This is a genomic window from Flavobacterium sp. FlaQc-47, from assembly GCF_044006475.1.
In the GTDB taxonomy this organism is placed as follows: domain Bacteria; phylum Bacteroidota; class Bacteroidia; order Flavobacteriales; family Flavobacteriaceae; genus Flavobacterium.
Genome location: NZ_JBIPCQ010000001.1, coordinates 1,293,893 through 1,311,983, shown reverse-complemented (window position 1 = coordinate 1,311,983; position 18,091 = coordinate 1,293,893). Strand labels below are relative to the sequence as shown.

Annotated in this window: 15 protein-coding genes; 6 read left to right on the top strand and 9 right to left on the bottom strand. The window is 34.1% G+C overall.

Annotated elements, in window-relative coordinates; translation table 11 throughout:
- Window positions 1–8: 8 nt before the first annotated feature.
- From egtD to ACHRVX_RS05475, 5 genes are all read right to left on the bottom strand, one after another.
- Window positions 9–1,004: an L-histidine N(alpha)-methyltransferase gene (egtD, locus tag ACHRVX_RS05495; RefSeq protein WP_395330025.1), complete on the bottom strand. Its 996-nt coding sequence runs from the start codon at window positions 1,002–1,004 to the stop codon at window positions 9–11.
- A 192-nt stretch (window positions 1,005–1,196) separates the two neighbouring features.
- A complete protein-coding gene (locus ACHRVX_RS05490; RefSeq protein ID WP_395330023.1) occupies window positions 1,197–1,991 on the bottom strand; it encodes an SDR family NAD(P)-dependent oxidoreductase in 795 nt (264 codons plus the stop codon).
- 87 nt (window positions 1,992–2,078) lie between these two features.
- Complete coding sequence (locus ACHRVX_RS05485) at window positions 2,079–3,041, bottom strand: zinc-binding alcohol dehydrogenase family protein (RefSeq protein ID WP_395330021.1); 963 nt, start codon at window positions 3,039–3,041, stop codon at window positions 2,079–2,081.
- Window positions 3,042–3,052: 11 nt separating this feature from the next.
- Window positions 3,053–3,457, bottom strand: coding sequence for a nuclear transport factor 2 family protein (locus ACHRVX_RS05480; RefSeq protein ID WP_395330019.1), 405 nt, complete (start codon window positions 3,455–3,457; stop codon window positions 3,053–3,055).
- A gap of 37 nt (window positions 3,458–3,494) precedes the next feature.
- Window positions 3,495–3,716 carry a tautomerase family protein gene (locus ACHRVX_RS05475; protein ID WP_395330017.1) on the bottom strand — a complete coding sequence of 74 codons (222 nt, stop codon included), beginning with the start codon at window positions 3,714–3,716 and terminating at the stop codon, window positions 3,495–3,497.
- A 517-nt stretch (window positions 3,717–4,233) separates the two neighbouring features.
- Between ACHRVX_RS05475 and ACHRVX_RS05470 the strand changes: the two genes are divergently transcribed.
- The 4 genes from ACHRVX_RS05470 (at window position 4,234) to ACHRVX_RS05455 (ending at window position 8,375) form a co-directional block, all read left to right on the top strand.
- Window positions 4,234–4,638 (top strand): helix-turn-helix domain-containing protein, encoded by a 405-nt coding sequence (locus ACHRVX_RS05470; RefSeq protein WP_395330015.1) that lies wholly within the window; start codon window positions 4,234–4,236, stop codon window positions 4,636–4,638.
- Window positions 4,639–5,613: 975 nt separating this feature from the next.
- On the top strand, window positions 5,614–6,486 hold the full coding sequence (locus ACHRVX_RS05465; RefSeq protein ID WP_395330013.1) for a helix-turn-helix domain-containing protein: 873 nt from the start codon (window positions 5,614–5,616) through the stop codon (window positions 6,484–6,486).
- A gap of 78 nt (window positions 6,487–6,564) precedes the next feature.
- Entirely contained in the window at window positions 6,565–7,689 is a 1,125-nt protein-coding gene (locus ACHRVX_RS05460) for an FAD-dependent monooxygenase (RefSeq protein ID WP_395330011.1), read from the top strand.
- Between the two features lie 122 nt (window positions 7,690–7,811).
- A complete protein-coding gene (locus ACHRVX_RS05455; protein ID WP_395330009.1) occupies window positions 7,812–8,375 on the top strand; it encodes a hypothetical protein in 564 nt (187 codons plus the stop codon).
- A 142-nt stretch (window positions 8,376–8,517) separates the two neighbouring features.
- On the opposite strand, the gene ACHRVX_RS05450 is transcribed toward ACHRVX_RS05455, so the two are convergent.
- The 3 genes from ACHRVX_RS05450 to ACHRVX_RS05440 all read right to left on the bottom strand — a co-directional run bounded on the left by ACHRVX_RS05450 (window position 8,518) and on the right by ACHRVX_RS05440 (window position 12,368).
- Entirely contained in the window at window positions 8,518–10,737 is a 2,220-nt protein-coding gene (locus tag ACHRVX_RS05450) for a hypothetical protein (protein ID WP_395330008.1), read from the bottom strand.
- 71 nt (window positions 10,738–10,808) lie between these two features.
- The gene (locus tag ACHRVX_RS05445; RefSeq protein WP_395330006.1) at window positions 10,809–11,216 is read right to left on the bottom strand and encodes an aegerolysin family protein; all 408 of its coding nucleotides are present in this window, start codon (window positions 11,214–11,216) and stop codon (window positions 10,809–10,811) included.
- 333 nt (window positions 11,217–11,549) lie between these two features.
- The gene (locus ACHRVX_RS05440) at window positions 11,550–12,368 is read right to left on the bottom strand and encodes an alpha/beta fold hydrolase (RefSeq protein WP_395330004.1); all 819 of its coding nucleotides are present in this window, start codon (window positions 12,366–12,368) and stop codon (window positions 11,550–11,552) included.
- Between the two features lie 716 nt (window positions 12,369–13,084).
- Between ACHRVX_RS05440 and hmpA the strand changes: the two genes are divergently transcribed.
- The gene (hmpA, locus tag ACHRVX_RS05435; protein WP_395330002.1) at window positions 13,085–14,296 is read left to right on the top strand and encodes an NO-inducible flavohemoprotein; all 1,212 of its coding nucleotides are present in this window, start codon (window positions 13,085–13,087) and stop codon (window positions 14,294–14,296) included.
- 671 nt (window positions 14,297–14,967) lie between these two features.
- Window positions 14,968–17,739: an aconitate hydratase AcnA gene (gene acnA, locus ACHRVX_RS05430; protein ID WP_395330000.1), complete on the top strand. Its 2,772-nt coding sequence runs from the start codon at window positions 14,968–14,970 to the stop codon at window positions 17,737–17,739.
- Window positions 17,740–17,878: 139 nt separating this feature from the next.
- Here acnA and ACHRVX_RS05425 read toward each other — a convergent pair whose 3' ends face one another.
- Window positions 17,879–18,070 (bottom strand): cold-shock protein, encoded by a 192-nt coding sequence (locus ACHRVX_RS05425; RefSeq protein WP_072958530.1) that lies wholly within the window; start codon window positions 18,068–18,070, stop codon window positions 17,879–17,881.
- Between the last annotated feature and the right edge of the window lie 21 nt (window positions 18,071–18,091).

The window sequence follows — 18,091 nt, the reverse complement described above, 5'->3', positions numbered from 1 at the left end:
TTTAAATTTTAAACGGATAACCAGGCTACGTCTGTAAACCACGATTTAGAATCCATAATATGATTTATTGTTTCAAAACCGGAATTGTTGGCCAGTTCTTCACTTTCTTCTAAGGAATATTTTTGCGAAAGTTCCATATAAATCAATTCATCTTTTTCAAAATTAACAGGCTGACCGTCAATAATAACAAGCTGATTATCTAAACTAATTAAATAACTTCTGCAGGCACCGCTTATTGGATCATAAGTCTGGTAATGCTCAAACTTTTCTACCACAAAATCAGCATTCAGTTCTCTGTTAATTCGCGTTAGTAAATTAAGATTAAAGGCTGCCGTAATTCCTGCTTTGTCATTATAAGCATCCAGAATAATTTGTGGATTTTTTTTAAGGTCAAATCCCATCAAAACAATATCGCCAGGTGAAAGATAGGTATTAAGACCGCGACAAAACGAAAGCGCTTCCTCCTTCTCCATATTCCCAATATTGCTTCCCAGAAACAAAACTACTTTTCGTCTTGAAGATAAATCGGCTGCTTTTTCCAGCATCTTAAAATATTCTCCTTCCAGACAGGTAATGTTAAGTTCAGGAAGATCTGCTTTAAGTTTATGGTTTAAAACAGCTAATATATTGGCGGATATATCAATTGGCATATAATTAAAATCAGCCTTTTGATCTAAAAGGTATTTTAGCAAAAAAGCAGATTTGGTTCCGTCACCCGCACCAAGTTCAATCAGATCGAATGCTTCATCGGTTTCCAGAATAATCTGAGCCAGTTCTGCAGTTTTATTTTGAAAGATGTCCATTTCACAATTCGTCAGATAGTATTCCGGCATTGCCATTATCTGTTGAAAAAGCGTATCACCTATTTTATCGTAAAAATATTTAGAGTGTAGTTTTTTTGGTGTACTGTTTAAACCTTTAAGCACATCAAAACGAAACTGCTCAATTGCATTATCCTGACTTGCAACTTCTTTGGTTAAAGTTTTCTCAGTTTTTAGTATCATATTATCGTATTAAATTAAGTACTCAGTTTCTGACGTTCTATTAAAGGTAGTAATTTATACAATAAAGTTTGCGAAAAAATTACTTCAATTTATTTTGCAGTTCATCAGTAGAAAAGGGTACTATTGTCTCAAAATATTCCACAAAAATTAACTTCGTACAGGTTAATTTCTATGGAATAAATATTTTTTACCTTAAAAAGCACTGTCTACCACACCGCCATCTACCCGCAATGCCGCACCTGATGTTGCCGATGAAAGCGGACTTGCAATATAAACTACCATGTTAGCTACTTCTTCAGTCTCTGCCCAACGCTGAATAATTGATGAAGGACGTTTTTCTTTAATAAAATCAATTTGGGCTTCTTTTATACTGATGCCTTTTTCTTTAGAAATATCCTCAAACATTTTTTCCGTTCCTTCAGCCAAAGTTGGACCGGGAAGAATCGCATTTACCGTCACATTAGTTCCTTTTAAATGCTTTGCCAATCCGCGGCTTAAAGCAAGATAAGCTGTTTTTGTTACACCGTACAAAATCATATCATCCGGAATATTTACAGCAGATTCGCTAGAGATAAAAATTATACGTCCCCAATTTTTCGCTTTCATTTTGGGCGCATAATAACGGGAAAGACGAACACCGCTTAATACATTTACCTCAAAATCATGAAGCCATACATCATCACCGGTGGTTTCAAAAGGCTGATCTCCATATACTCCCACATTGTTTATTAAAATATCAACTTCAGGCAAAACTGTAAAAAGATTGTTGATTTCTTCTACTTTGGCAAAATCAGCAGCAATACCTTCAACTAATGCATCACGAACTTCTTTTTTTAATTTTTCGATAGTAGCTTGTACTCTTTCTTCAGTTCTTCCGTTAATGTATACTTTTGTTCCTTCACGAAGCAATCCAAGTGCAATTGCATAACCAATACCTCCTGTTGAACCGCTTACAAAAGCTGTTTTTCCTTTTAATTGTAAATCCATTTTGTTATTTTTTAGTAATTTTTTAGAAAAAAAAAGCAGATCAATCGCAAAGAAAAAACCTGAACTTTGAACTGCTCGAAATCATCATTACGGAAGTACTACAATTTTTCCTCCTCCGGAACTGCTTTCCATAAAACGGTGTGCAGCAACGATTTCGTCCAGATTAAAGATACGTTTTATGGGTGGTTTTATAAATCCTTTTTCGATATCCTTAACAAATTCCTGAAAATATGTTTCCTCAATTCTAATTTGACCACTGTCATAAACCGTTAGATTAACGGTTGCTGGAATATAATCCATAGGAGCAAATTCTGGAATTGACCATTGTTCTGATAACATGCCGGTCATGCAAACGCTTCCACCGCTAATTACTTTTTTAAGAGAATCCTGTAATGTACTTGTACCCACAAGTTCGAGTACTTTATCAATTTTAAATTGACTTTTTATTGTTTCTGCAAGGTTTCCGTTGTCAATGAGCACTTCATCAGCTCCGTTTGTGAGTAGTAAATCTTTTTTATCGTCACTTCTGGTAGTTGAAATCACAAAAAGTCCTGATTTTTTAGCCAGTTGCAGCGCCAATAAACCTACTGACGATGTTCCTCCGCGAATTAACAATGTTTCTCCCTCTTTTATTTTAAGAGCACGATAAAGTGATCCATACGCAGTTTGGAACATTTCGGGCAGAGCGCCCAAAATTTCCCACGAAAGTGTACTTTCAAAAGGCATAATAATAGCATTTGGGACTACAGTATATTGAGCATAACTTCCATCAAAATCACGACCCATTCCGCCCATAAAGGCAGCTACTTTTTGTCCTTTTGCCAATATACCCGAAGGATCACTTTCAACTTCACCAACACATTCAATTCCCAAAACTCTCGGGAAATGTACAGCTGGTGATAATCCTTTTCTAGTCATGAGCTCAGATCGGTTAAGTCCAAAGGCTTTTATCTTTATAAGTACGTGATCTTTTAAGGGAATTGGCATAGGAATTTCTTCCAAAGAAAAATTTTCTGCCCCGCCTGCAATTCGTATTACCGCTGCCTTCATTTTTTAATGTCTTAAATTAATTCCAGTTCCCTAACATTATTGAAAATGTAACGGTAAATCTTCCAGTTTGCGCTTTCATTTTTAAGCACAAAAAAATCAATACTTCTTTTTTGTACTGTCTTTAAATCAGACATTCGATTTTCTGTTGTATCTGCAAAGGCTTCAACAAAAGCAAATTGATTTTCTATTGTAATATCTTTTATAGTGTAGCCAATTTTAAAATCAGAACGTTTCAGAAATCCATTGCCGGTTTTTCCTAATTGATTACCGGCAATAATCTTTTTCATACCATCCGGAATAAAAATAGCATCGCGATCAAAAAAATCAGCAATTGCCTTTGTATTTCCATTATTTAGTATCTGGGCAAAATTGCCCAGGAATGTACTAATTGCTTCTTTTTCTTTTGTGTAATTCATAGCTGTATTATTAATTACTTCAGCATTAAATTCAGGTTTAATACCCGGGTTTTTTATAAAGCTTTTCCATATTCGGCTTTATTTCTTTGTCATATACTTGTTCCATCCAAACATCTTCAGCAACTTCAGCTATAGCAATAGAAACTGCTGCGTCAGGTTTGCCTGTATGTTTCATGATGATTTCAGTAATTTCCTGTGCAATTTTTTCTTTTTCTTCCTCAGAAGTTCCCGGGTACATTTTTACGTTTACGTGTGGCATATTATTTTTATTTAAAGTTGAATTATTACTGCTGATTTTCATCAGCAAATTTGCTTTACAAAATTGCATCAAATCTATTATTGGTGCTTATAAACATGTTTAAGAAATACTCTTAATCTAGTTTAATACTAATTCTTAAACCAGATTAAGAATAACAAAAACGGCAATATCTAAATTTACAAAATATTTTGCCTTGCATTACAAAGCAATGCCAAAGAGTTGAAATGTCAGTTAGGCACTAAATCAACTATAAAGATTATAAATACCTTGGCGTGCCGCAGGTATGCAGTACTTGTCATTTGTTGCGTACCTGCGCCACGCTGGATTTATTCCGATTCCTATTATCTACCAATATTTAGTGCCTAACGGCACAGATTACAAGCTTTCCACAAATCTGAATCAAAAAACCTTATCTTACAAAAAGGATATTTTACGGGATATTTTTTTATCTTTGAAATTCAGGATTTTTAATCCAAATGGCTTTATCTTTGAGCCTTTACAAAAATTGATATTCATTATGGAACAGAAAATACATCAGGGAAGAAACGTAAAACGCTTCAGAGAAATGCTTGGAATCAAACAAGAAGCATTGGCTTTTGATCTGGGAAATGAATGGAACCAAAAGAAAATTTCTATGCTGGAGCAAAAAGATGTAATTGAAGGTAATTTGCTGAAACAAATCTCAGATGCAATGAGAATTCCTGTTGAAGCTTTTCAGAATTTTGATGAAGAACAAGCAGTGAATATTATTTCTAATAAGTTTGATAACGGAGCAATTGGTTATCAAAACAATGATACTTGTACCTTTAATCCAATTGATAAAATCGTACAATTATATGATGAAAAAATTGCTTTGTATGAGCATCTGTTGAAAGAGAAAGATGAAATGATGGCGAGACTTGAAAAACTGATTAATAAATAATAATTTATAAAGGTATATTAATTCTACAAAGAGACTTTCGAAGTCTCTTTTTTTTGTTTTGGAAATTGCATAACGATTTAATCCGCTGCTGGCGCTAGCTAATTAAGTTAAGAAAAAGGATAAAAAAGATTTAATATTTTTGATTTTAGATGTGTGAAACAGCATAAAATCGACAATCACATTATTTCATGACAATCACGATTTGAAAACTTACTATTTGTGCCGTTAGGCACTAAATATTGCTAGTTAATATGAAATGGAATAATTATAGCGTGCCGTAGGTACGCAATAGTTATCATTTGTTGCGTACCTACGGCACGCCAACGTACTTCTAATCTAATTAGCTACCAATATTTAGTGCCTAACGGCACATTTCAACTCTTGGTTTGCATTACTCATAATTTATCAAACAAAGCTTAACTTAATGACATTTCGCTCGCGCCCAATTTCATTAAGTTAAAAAAAAGGATAAAAAAGATTTTAGATTGTGTGAAAAAGCATAAAATCGACAATCATATTATTTCATGACAATCACGATTTGAAAACTTACTATTTGTGCCGTTAGGCACTAAATATTGGTAGTTAATATGAAATGAAATAAATATAGCGTGCCGTAGGTACGCAATATTTAACATTTGTTGCGTACCTGCGGCTCCGCTGCTGGCGCGAGCGTCCCGCTCGTGAAACCCAAAGTTTAGAATCTGATAAAATTAGTAAATGGTAATTAAAGATCTTTAAAAACATAATATCCACATACTAGATTGCGTTCACGAGCGGGAATCTCGCTCCAGCGAGGGTAGAAAAAGTTTTATCAGTATTTTCGCTTTAGCGAATCCGTAAAATCAGCGTCTAATTTGATGCAGATAAAAACAGATTTACTTCGTAAAAACGCGGATATAAACGGATTTTGTTTGCAATAATTTTATTTAGCTAAATTTGAAAAATAGCTAACTTTGCAATCTTAATCAAAAACTGATGTCTAAAAAATTAAAGAACATTCCTGTAAATCGTATGACAGAAGATTTACATAATGGTATTGTTATTGAAAGGCTGAATTTTAATGATTTAAGCGTTGCAGAAAAAGCGGAGTTTGAAGATGAAAATCAAGCTCATCGGCACGACCGACATTCTTTTTTTCTGCTTCAGGAAGGAACGGTTTCTCTAGAGATTGATTTCCAGAAGTATATTATAAAACCATTATCCGTTATCTACATTCACCCAAATCAAGTGCATCATACGGTTACGGCAGAAAATGTAATTGTGAGCTGCTGGGCAATTAACAATGAAAATCTTAATCCTGAATACCTGAAATTGCTGGAAGAAATGACTCCGGTAAAACCACTGGTTTTAGAACAGGAAACATTTAATATTATTTCAGACACTGTATCATTAGGCTTACAATTCTCTAAGCGAAAAAGCGATAAACTATACCATTCTGTATTAAAAGACACTTGTAATGCATTGATAGCATTAGTGATTTCACAATATTCAGAACAAACAAAATCCACAGACAAAATTTCAAGATTTGAAGTTATAACCAAAGATTTCAGAGAAATTTTAGAGAAGCATTATACCACGAACAAACGTCCGGCTGAATACAGCGAAAAATTAAATATTTCTACATCCTATTTAAACGAATGTGTCAAAAATACAACCGGAAATTCAGTTTCACATTACATACAGGAGCGGATAATTTTAGAGACAAAACGATTGCTTTACCATTCTGATCAATCGGTAAAAGAAATCGCTTCGGTTTTAGGATACGATGATTATGCTTATTTTTCAAGGCTTTTTACTAAAGTCACAGGAATGTCTGCTTTAGCTTTCAGAAACAAAAACCGCGATTAGTCCAATACTTACTTCGATTCGCTATTTTATCTCCTCACTTTACGATGTTCCTTTGCCATGAACTAAAATCGTATTGAAATGAACACATTAAAAAACAAAGAAGTGCTGATATCCGGAGCAAGTTTTGCAGGACTTTCAACTGCATTCTGGATGAAAAAATTAGGTTATAAAGTAACGGTTGTTGAAGTTGCAGCCAACCTGAAAACAGGCGGTACGCCAGTGGATATAAAAGAAAATACTGTTGATATTGTCAAGCAAATGGGGATTTTTGACCAGATAAAATCAAACCGACTAAATCCCAGATTAATAGAATTTAAAGACATTGATAATATTACAACAGGATTCATGGATCATCAAAACGATGATGAGGAAATTCAGGAAGATGAAATTGAAATTGAACGTGATACATTACTTAAAATTTTATTTGATACGGTAAAAAATGATGTTGAATTTATTTTTAACGAAAGTATCACGGCATTAAACGAAACAGATGACGCTATAAAAGTTACTTTTAAAAACGGTTCTCAAAAAAACTTTGATCATGTATTTGGTTGCGACGGAATCCATTCTACTGTACGAAAACTTTGGTTTGGTGATGAAAGTGAATACATGCATTTTTTACAGCAATATTTTTCGATCACAATAGTAAATAAATTATTGATTAAGGAAGATACTGCCGTTTTATATAATGTGCCAAATAAAGCAGTTATGCTAAATGCTTACAACAATAAAACAGACATTATTCTTTGCTTTCGCTCAGAAACTGAGATTCCCTATAATTATCGTGATGAGGAACAGCAAAGAAATATCATTTTAGAAAAGTTCGCCGGAGAAAGTTGGAGAACCCACGAATTATTGAAAGAAGTACAGGATTCAAAAACTTTTTACTTTGATAAATTTTGCCAGATAAAAATGCCTTCTTGGACAAAAGGTCGAATTGCACTTGTGGGCGATGCTGCTTATTGTGCGTCGCCGGCAGCCGGAATGGGCGGTTCATTAGCAATAAACGGAGCTGCAGCTTTAGCAGATGCTTTTCAAAATAATAACGAAAATTATGAATTAGCCTTTCAGGAATACAATAAAAACTTTCGTCCTTTTATAGATGAGGTTCAGGCAAATGCCGTAAGCTTTGGCTTAGAGATTCTTATTCCAAGAACTATAGAAGCTATAAATACCAGAAATTCCCAGGCAAAACAGTTTTAGTTTTTGAGTGTTTTATTTGTCAATAATAATTGAACTATGTAGGAAATCCGGTAGTATAAAAATACATTTCTTTGTATATTTACTAAGATGAGTTACTAACCTTAATTTAAAACAGTTATCGAATGTTATCCAAACTAAAAGAATATAAGTTCGATTATTATGATGTAGAAAAATCAAATAATCCTGATAATTATTTTAAGGCAGTCCATAGGTATAAATTTCATGTGGGCGAAAATAATCATTATCTGGTAACCGTTGAGGAATACGAGCATCATGTTTTTGTTCTTAAATTTTGTCTGGAAAACCATCAGGATAACAATGATAAATTTAATGTACTTATCAATATTGGTGCTACCCAAGCTCGAAAAGCAATCTTAACCTGTATTCATATCGCAATGTCAATTTATGAAAATAACCCACTTGCCTCTTTTGGTTTTATTGCAAGTCCAACTCCTGATGAGTTAGGTACAACGGGATTTAATACTACTAAACGTCTTTTAGTGTATAAATCCTTTGTGGAGTGTTTTTTCTATCCTGAAAATTTTGCACATTCTTATTCAGAGGAAAAGAGTTCGTATCTCCTGCTTAATAAAAATTATGAACGGCAAGAACCGGATGCAATACAAAAAATAACAGCTATGCTTCAACTAGATTTATTATCAGCCGTAAGTAATACTTCTCATTAATATTCTGTGGATTAAAAAAATCTATGTTTCTATGTGTTAAAGTCGTTTTGCTTTAGCGAATACATTTTTATTACTATAAAAATATCCAATCAAAATAGCTCTGGAACTATCTTGATTGGATATTTAAATTTAAGTTGAATCTCTAATTACCAAAAACATTACGTAATTCTTCTACAATTCCAATATATTGTTTTTTGATAGAATTAATACTGTAATAGTCTTCGGGTTTCCAGTTCGTTTTCCAGTTCGAACTGCTAAAGCTGTAAACATTTAAATCTTTCATTGCCTTTGATGCATGTTCAAGATGTTCGTTAATGTTTTTTATAGACGCAACATTCGTACTAATACTTTGTCCTTCCCATGAAGATGAAATATCTTTTGCTGCATTAAATTTAACAGGATAAAGTATTAAATCACCTTTTTTCAATACACGGTTTACAGCATCGACTTCAAGCTTTGCAGCAGTTAAGGGGTTTTTAGAGAATATTGCACCATCGGTTGTAATCTGATTTAACAACATTTGTGAAGGTCCAAAAGCATAAACATCGCCTGAAGGTGTAATAAAAGGAATTAATTTTAAAAAGGTACTAAACGCACTATAGTTTTTAGGTAAAAACGAACATTCGTCCATTGTATACCATATCCTTGTGTAATTCCCTACATGATCTGTTTTTTTAATGGTATTGGCAATAGATTTTTCACCTTCGTACATCAACCCTAAACCTAACTCTGCACTACGTAGAAATTTAATATCGTTCCATTTTGTATAAATTTTCTGGGCATCATTACTTAAATTGGTGTAGGCATTTTTTATTACATCGATATCATCAAAATTATCTCTGATATATCCGGCTTGCTGACTGAACGAAGCGGCAATTTGTGTAAAAGGAGACATCTTAAAATCCTTATTTGAAATCCCGCTTGCATCAAGCATATAATATGTTTTACCCAAGGTTAGAAAATCCTGGATCAGACATTGTTTTTTTATAATTTCCTGCGTTGAACTTATATCGTCTATTGAATTTAAATAACCAGTTGCTAACCAAGGAAATATATCCGGCCAGTTAGCGATCCATGCCCCAAGTACGGTGTAACTGTCATCTTTTTTTTCTGTTTCGGATTTTACCGCAGTTTTAGTTTCCAGCTGACCAATTATTCGGGATTTAGCGACAAGGCTGCGATTTTGTTGTAATGGATCATCCTGAAGTACATCTAAATTATTTTCAGCAACGTTTTTTTTAAGGTCATCAACCTTTTTAGGGTTCGCTTTTGCCTCAGAGCGCTTTAGGAATTCATCCAGTGTCAGGTCTTTCTCTGTTTCTTTGGCTTTTTCATAGGCAGATGCTTTCGCTAATGCATTTAAACCATCTAAACTTGTGATTTCTTTTATTTTATCAGTAATCTTTGGATCTTTTGCAGGTAATTTAAATTCAGGAATTTTTGGAGGATCTTTTACTGTACTCAACTGAGGCGCTTTTTCCAGTAAACTAATCGAACTAATTTCGCTAAAAGCCTTACCTTGTACTATATCACCCCATTTTTGAACCTGCTCCGAAACGCAGCCACCACTTGACCATGAATCTGCTGACACATCAACTTTTGATTCTCTTTTAGCATTGCTTCCGTCATAGGCAGCTTCAACGGTTATTGCTTTGCCCACTCCTGAGTAAGTAAAATTACCTTTAGTGCCGTATTTCCAGCTGCTTTCGCCAGATGAACTTATCATTTTTAAAGAAACCGTTCCCATACCGCCCCAAACTACACCTACCACAATACCATCTCCATGTTCTTTAAAAAATCGCTGAACAGATTTTACCCATTCGTCAACAAGTTTAATAATTTCAGGATGCTCATCAGGATGCTGCATAATGGTTAACAGGTTATTGTTGCCTATTTTTTTAACCAATTGATTATAATTCTCTAAAGCAATCATTATCATTTGCTTTGGATTTTCCTGTAAAGCACCGATTAAATGCTCCGCTTTTAAATCATTAAAATTCAAATATTCAACGCCAGACAGCATTTGCACATTATAATTAACAGCTACTGTTTTTGTGAGTTCAGCATTTGCATAACCGGCATAAACAGATAATCCGGCATTCAGACTTGCCAGTCCTGAAATTCCGTATGATCCTGAAACTCCCACTGAACCCTGATTTAAACTATCCGTGTAAGCATATGAACTGCTTCCTGTCATGGTTTGTTTTACCTCTTTGTCAGGAACCATTTTGGTAATATCCCCCTTTATTATTGATGCCAGGAATCTGCCGCTATCGCCTCTTATAATACTTCCAACCTCTACTGCATAAAAAGGGTTAATAGCACCATTCATTTCTTTTACATTGTTATCATTATTGTCCATAATATTTGTAAGTATTTATTGTATAGAAATAGGTTTTAATTGAATCTCCTGCATTATTTAATTGCAGTAACTTATAATTTTATGCACGTAATTATAACATTCCCTATTGCACCGGAATCTTTATTACCGCCTTCTCGATCGGTATTATAATGTTTCTCAATGTCTTTCTCGATAGTCCAGTTAAAGCTATTGGTCTTTTTGTTAAAAGGGCAATCCCAGTAAAATTTACCAATTTTAGTATCTCCGTTATAAAGGTCAAAACTGCCTTCTGTTCCAGTTGCTGAACCGGATCTTCCGCAAGAACAAATAAGGGCTGTTTTTCCGGAAGCTACTGTTATTTTATTAATATCGTCAGTACTAATTTCCTTGTCTTTATCACCGGCTTCATAAAACTTGCCCCAACTTAATGATGCGTTTTTTACGCTTAAGGTCATGTTTTCTGATACAATTTTAACTTCAATCCATTGTGAATATGCCATAATTTCTAAATTTAGTTCCTACTTCTTGGCCTTTCGGATATTGCCTCGTTTTTTAAAGTGGATTCTGCTCCACTATTCAACTTATTTTAATAACAATCTCATTTTAAACACAATAAATGTAAACTGAATTCAACTCGTCATGGAATAAATTGTTACCAATCCTCTTTTTTTAGTTATGACTCATTCATTTACTGCCATAAAAAGAAATGCCCCAAAAATTATAAAAAACAAAAAAGTCAGTGGCTTTTGACCACTGACTCCATTTAAATTAATCACCCCATGTTTAAAAAAGTGATTTCTATTTTATTCTGAAAATTATTAAATCGATACCTCTTATTTAATGAAGGCAAGTATATCAGCATTAATAGTATCGGCATTAGTTGTTGGCATTCCGTGGCAAAATCCGGGATATGTAATTATTTTTCCGTTTTTTACCAGTTTTACAGCTCTCAAAGCTGTTGCTTTATAAGGAACAATCTGGTCGTCTTCGCCATGTAAAATCAAGACAGGAACATCAACACTTTTTAAATCCTCGGTAAAATCTGTTTCAGAGAATGCTTTTATACAATCAACATGCGCCTTAATTCCGCCCATCATTCCCTGACGCCACCAGTTATCCTGAATTCCTTTTTTTATGTCTACACCTTCTCTGTTATATCCGTAAAAAGGAAAAGTAATATCCTGATAAAATTGCTGTCTGTTATTTGCTGTATTAAAACGGATATCATCAAAAACTTCAATAGGAACTCCTTCCGGATTACTGTCGTCTTTAATCATATAAGGCGTAACGGCACTAATAAGAATTACTTTTGCCACCCTGTTTTTGCCATATTTTGCTGCATACCTTATCGCTTCTCCGCCTCCCGTAGAATGTCCGATATGTATGGCATCCTTCAAATCTAAAAATGTTGTAAGTTCTGCAACATCAACTGCATAAGTATCCATTTCGTTTCCTGTAACCGTTTGTGTTGATCGTCCATGTCCGCGTCTGTCATACGCAATTACCCTAAATCCCTTCTCCAGGAAAAATATCATTTGCGCATCCCAATCATCCGCAGACAATGGCCAGCCGTGATGAAAAAATATAGGCTGCCCTGTTCCCCAATCCTTATAATAAATTTCGGTTCCGTCTTTTACTGTAATTTTGTCCATTTTGTTTTTTTTAATAATTATTAATTTACTTAAGTTAAATTCTTTTACCATTACTTGTAACTCTATTTTCTCCTTTTACTAAGCTAAAATTTGAAAATCAACAACTATGCTAATTTACTAAATACCTAACTACTAACAACATACAAAATAACCAACTTTATTTATTTACTATATTTCATTAATTTATATCGTTGTTATGAAATCTAAAAAAATGTAATTTTTTTAGCAATTTTTTCTACCAACATATAACTCCTAACGAGGTATTGTTTTGTTTCTTTTCTCAATATTTTTTCTACCAACATGTAACTCCTAACGGAGTATTACTTTGTTTTTATCACTATTTAAATACCAGAAATATCTCGTAGAGATTACATATTGGTAAAAAATAAAAATATCATTCGAAGATTTGTCCCGTAGGGACTACACATCATTTTGCCGATTTTTGAGACAGGCTTGCGGATATTTTTCTATCAACATATAACTCCTAACGGAGTATTGTTTTGTTTTTTTATCAATATTAAAAATGCCAGGGATATCTCGTAGAGAATTCAATCAAAGATTTTCCAATTAAACTAAAAACTACGACTGTAAATTGAATAAAACTCTTATGATTTGAATCATAAAATAAGGGATTACATCAAACCTATTTTTGTAATTGTAAAAAAACAAATCCAAATATTTTTTTTACATCATATTATAGTCCTAAAAAACACAACATGAATTCACATCAAAAAGAGCTTATTAAAGCAACGATTCCTATTTTAAAATCCCACGGAGAAGATCTTACCCAACATTTCTATAAGCGAATGTTCAGACATCATCCTGAACTGAAAAACATATTCAACATGGGAAATCAGGCAAACGGAAGACAAAAATCAGCTTTAGCAAACGCAGTATTGGCTTATGCCGAAAACATAGATGATCCAAGCGTTTTGATGGGCGTATTAAAAGCGATTGGTACAAAACACAGAAGCCTTAACATTCAGCCGGAGCAATATAAAATTGTAGGAACTCATCTTGTTGCTTCAATAGGTGAAGTTATTGGCGAAGCTGCAACGCCTGAAATTCTTGACGCGTGGACCGTCGCTTATCACCAGCTTGCCGGAATTATGATTGAACTTGAAAAAGAACTTTACGCTGAAAATGCCGCTAAACCAGGCAGCTGGAACGGATGGCGAAAATTTATAATTAAGAAAATTGTTGAGGAATCAACAGAAATAAAATCTTTTTATTTGTATCCTGAAGACGGAAAAGAAATTGCAGATTTCTATTCTGGTCAGTTTATTAGCATACAGGTTTTTGTTAATCAGTTAGGTCTTTTACAACCCAGACAATACAGTTTATCAAGCGCTTTTAATCCTGAATACTACAGAATTTCTGTTAAAAAAGAAAATGGAATCGCTGATAATCCTTCCGGAATGGTTTCTAATACGCTTCATTCTAAATCTGAAGGCGACGTGATTTCAATTTCGGCTCCAGCCGGATTATTCCATTTAGAAAAAGAATCTGAAAATCCACTGGTTTTAATAAGCGGCGGAGTTGGTTTTACACCGATGTTAAGTATGCTAGAAACCAATCTGAATGCAATTCAGAATAAAAAAACAGTCTGGATTCACGGTTGCAGAAATGAATCCGTTCACGCATTTAAGAGTCAAATCGATACTTTAAAAGAAAATGCACAATGGCTTGAAAGCTATACATTTTATGACACTGTCGATGATCATCACCTTGAATCTAATCAAATCATTCAGGGTCGTGTAGATCTTGATAAATGCAAAGATTCTATTTTATTAGAAGGAGCAAAATTTTATATCTGCGGTCCTGAAATGTTTATCAAAACACAATATGAATCACTAATTAATTTAAACGTAAGTCATGAAAATATTTTTTACGAAGAATTTGGACCTCAATTAATGAATTTAAAATAAGCATGGAAGCTGTGCAAAACTACATTCAAAAATGCGTAGCAAAAGTTCTTAAAAAACCTGACGACGACCTTTTTTATTACCTTGATTTTGGCATGTGTAAATTGCGCCGACAGATCTCATATCTTAATTTTTTGGATGCGCTCCTGGATAATCGCCAGTTCAATATCACTTTTATTTTCATTTTTTATATTTCCGAATAACAAATAACCAAAAGGCCTTCATTAACGTGAGGGCTTTTTTATGCGCGATATATAATTTTTTTAAGGTTATATTTCAAAATTAAACTTTAGATACCTGTTATTAAATACGTTATACATTTATAGCTATCTGTAAAAATCTTATCTTTATGTAAAATATTTCCTATTTGATATGATGTGAAAGTAGTTTCTGCATAAACTGATGCGCTATTGAAACGCGAAGGATAAATTTTTGTTAAGGCGTTCTTACTTTTTACAATGTTCCCGAAGAAATTTGTAAATTAGTGATATATCGAAAAAAAAATAATTATTAAAATCGCAATAAACTGACAATCTGAACCTTAATCAGATGGCAGGATTTTTGAAAATAATTACAAGCTCAGTCAAAAATGTTCACGATAAATTATTTCAAAATCTTGCGATACAACGCGGGCATCAATAAAGTCTCATTATTTAAATTAAACATTGTTAATTATGCAAAATGATATCTATCAAATTAAAAGACTTCTAACTACAAAAAACAGAACATTTTCATATTACAGTCTGGCTGAGATGGAAAATCAGGGGTTTAACATTCAAAAAATGCCTTTCTCCATCCGAATTCTTTTAGAAAATGTATTACGAAATTATGATGATTTCGCCATTACAAAAGAAAACATCGAAACAATCCTCAACTGGAAACCCGAAGCATCAGACAAAGACATTCCTTTTAAACCTGCACGTGTCCTTATGCAGGATTTCACCGGAGTTCCTGCTGTTGTAGATATTGCTTCTTTAAGAGCTGAAGCTGCAAGAAGAGGAAAAAACCCAGATATGATAAACCCACTGATTCCGGTCGATTTAGTGATTGATCATTCTGTTCAGGTGGATTACTTTGGAACAGAATATTCGTATCTGCGAAATATGGAGGAAGAATACAAACGAAATTCTGAGCGTTACGAATTTTTAAAATGGGCACAGCAATCTTTCAGTAATTTTAGCGTAGTTCCTCCCGGAATGGGAATTTGCCATCAGGTGAATCTGGAATATTTATCAAAAGGTGTTATTGAAAGAAACGGTGAAATTTTCCCAGATACTCTGGTAGGAACCGACAGCCACACTCCTATGGTTAACGGAATTGGCGTTATAGCGTGGGGAGTTGGAGGAATTGAAGCCGAAGCTGCTATTTTAGGTCAGCCTATTTATTTTATCATGCCGGAAGTTATCGGACTTAAGCTTTCAGGTAAAATTCCGCTTGGATCTACAGCCACAGATATGGTGCTTACAATTGCAGAACTGCTTCGAAAATATGGAGTTGTAGGTAAATTTGTAGAGGTTTTTGGTCCCGGACTTGACAGTTTAAGTGTTCCTGACCGTGCCACAATTGGTAATATGTCACCTGAATTTGGCTGTACTGTGACTTACTTCCCTATTGATGAAAAAACGTTAGAATATATGCGCCTCAGCAACCGGTCTGAGGAACAAATTGATCTTGTTGAACAATATTGCAAAGCCAATTTATTATGGCGAACAGGAGATGAATCGATAACGTATACTGATATTCTTGAACTTGATTTATCTACTATAGAACCTACTATTGCAGGACCAAAAAGACCACAGGATAAAATTTTGCTTAAAAATCTTCAGCCGTCACTTATAGATATGCTGGATAAAACCTTTGGACGAAAAAAATCACCTGCGAAACAAGATGAACGCTGGAAAGGTGAAGGCGGTTCACAACCTATACAAGGTGAAGCTGTACTTCCTGATAATGCAAAAATTGAGAAAAAAATTGAAAATGGTATAAAAACTGTTGCCGTAACTCTTGGTAACGAACAGTTTATGCTTTCGGATGGTGCAGTTGCAATCGCAGCAATTACATCTTGTACCAATACCTCTAATCCGTATGTTATGATTGGTGCCGGACTTGTTGCCAAAAAAGCAAGAGAGAGAGGACTGAACGTAAAACCGTGGGTGAAAACTTCACTTGCACCAGGTTCAAAAGTAGTAACTGATTATCTGGCAAAAGCTGATTTACTGGGCGATCTTGAAGCATTAAAATTTCATGTTGTAGGTTACGGCTGTACGTCATGTATTGGAAATTCAGGACCTTTGCCTGTACATATTGCTAAAGCTGTTGAGGATCATGACCTTGTTCTGGCATCTGTTTTATCCGGTAACAGAAATTTTGAGGCAAGAATTCACCCTCAGATCAAAATGAACTTTTTAATGTCACCAATGCTTGTCGTGGCTTTTGCCCTTGCGGGAAGAGTTGATATCGACTTACTTAATGAACCTTTAAGTTATGACTCTAATCAATTGCCGGTTTATTTAAAGGATATCTGGCCTGGTGATGATGAAATCCATGAAGTTTTAAGCGCTGTATTATCTCCTAAACAGTTTGCAAAAAGTTATGAGACTATTTTTGACGGAAATGAAACCTGGCAAAATTTAAAAATACCTGAAGAAAAAATTTACGCCTGGAATGATGATTCTACTTATATTAAAGAAGCACCTTTTTTTAAAGATCTTCCTGAAAACCCAAAACCGTTACAAGACATTGAAAATGCGCGAACTTTATTAGTTCTTGGTGACAGTATTACTACAGATCATATTTCGCCGGCAGGATCATTCAATGAAAATTCGGCAGCTGGTAAATATCTGGTTAGCCGTGATGTACAAAAAGCCGATTTTAATTCTTACGGTTCACGTCGTGGACATGATGAGGTTATGATACGAGGAACTTTTGCCAATGTTCGTATTAAAAATGCATTAGCAGATAAAGAAGGCGGCTATACAAAATATCTTCCTACGAGTGAAGAAATGAGCGTGTACGATGCATCTGTAAAGTATAAAGAAGATCATACGCCTTTAGTTATTCTTGCCGGAAAAGAATATGGCAGCGGATCATCAAGAGACTGGGCTGCAAAAGGAACTTTTCTTTTAGGCGTAAAAGCAGTAATTGCCGAAAGTTACGAAAGAATTCACCGAAGCAATTTAGTGGGTATGGGCGTATTGCCTTTACAATATAAAAATGGTGAAAATGCTTTGAGTCTTGGTCTTACAGGAAAAGAAACTTTCTCTATATCCGGAATCGCACAAGACATAAAACCTTTAAAAGAGTTAGCTATAAAAGCTGTAAAGGAAAATGGTCAGGAAATCAATTTTAACGCTATTGCCAGACTGGATTCACAAATTGAAATTGAATATTACAGAAATGACGGAATCCTGCAATATGTTTTAAGACAATTTCTTGAAAAGGAATAATTAAAAATATGCAAATCATAGCAGAGATACTTTGATTTCATTGAATTGTAAGCATAAAAAAACCAGTGAATAAACTTCACTGGTTTTACCTTACTTATGTAAAATGGTCAATCTAAAAAGATTGAGTCACATTAGTATCTTAAGCTACTACTACGTTTACAGCATTAGGTCCTTTTTTACCTTCAGCTATGTCGTAACGTACTTCATCATTTTCACGGATATTTTCAGATAGACCTGAAACATGAACAAAAATTTCACTTCCACCGTTTTTTGGCGTAATAAAACCAAAACCTTTTTCTTCATTGAAGAATTTTACTGTACCTTCTTGCATATTATAATTATTTATAGAGTA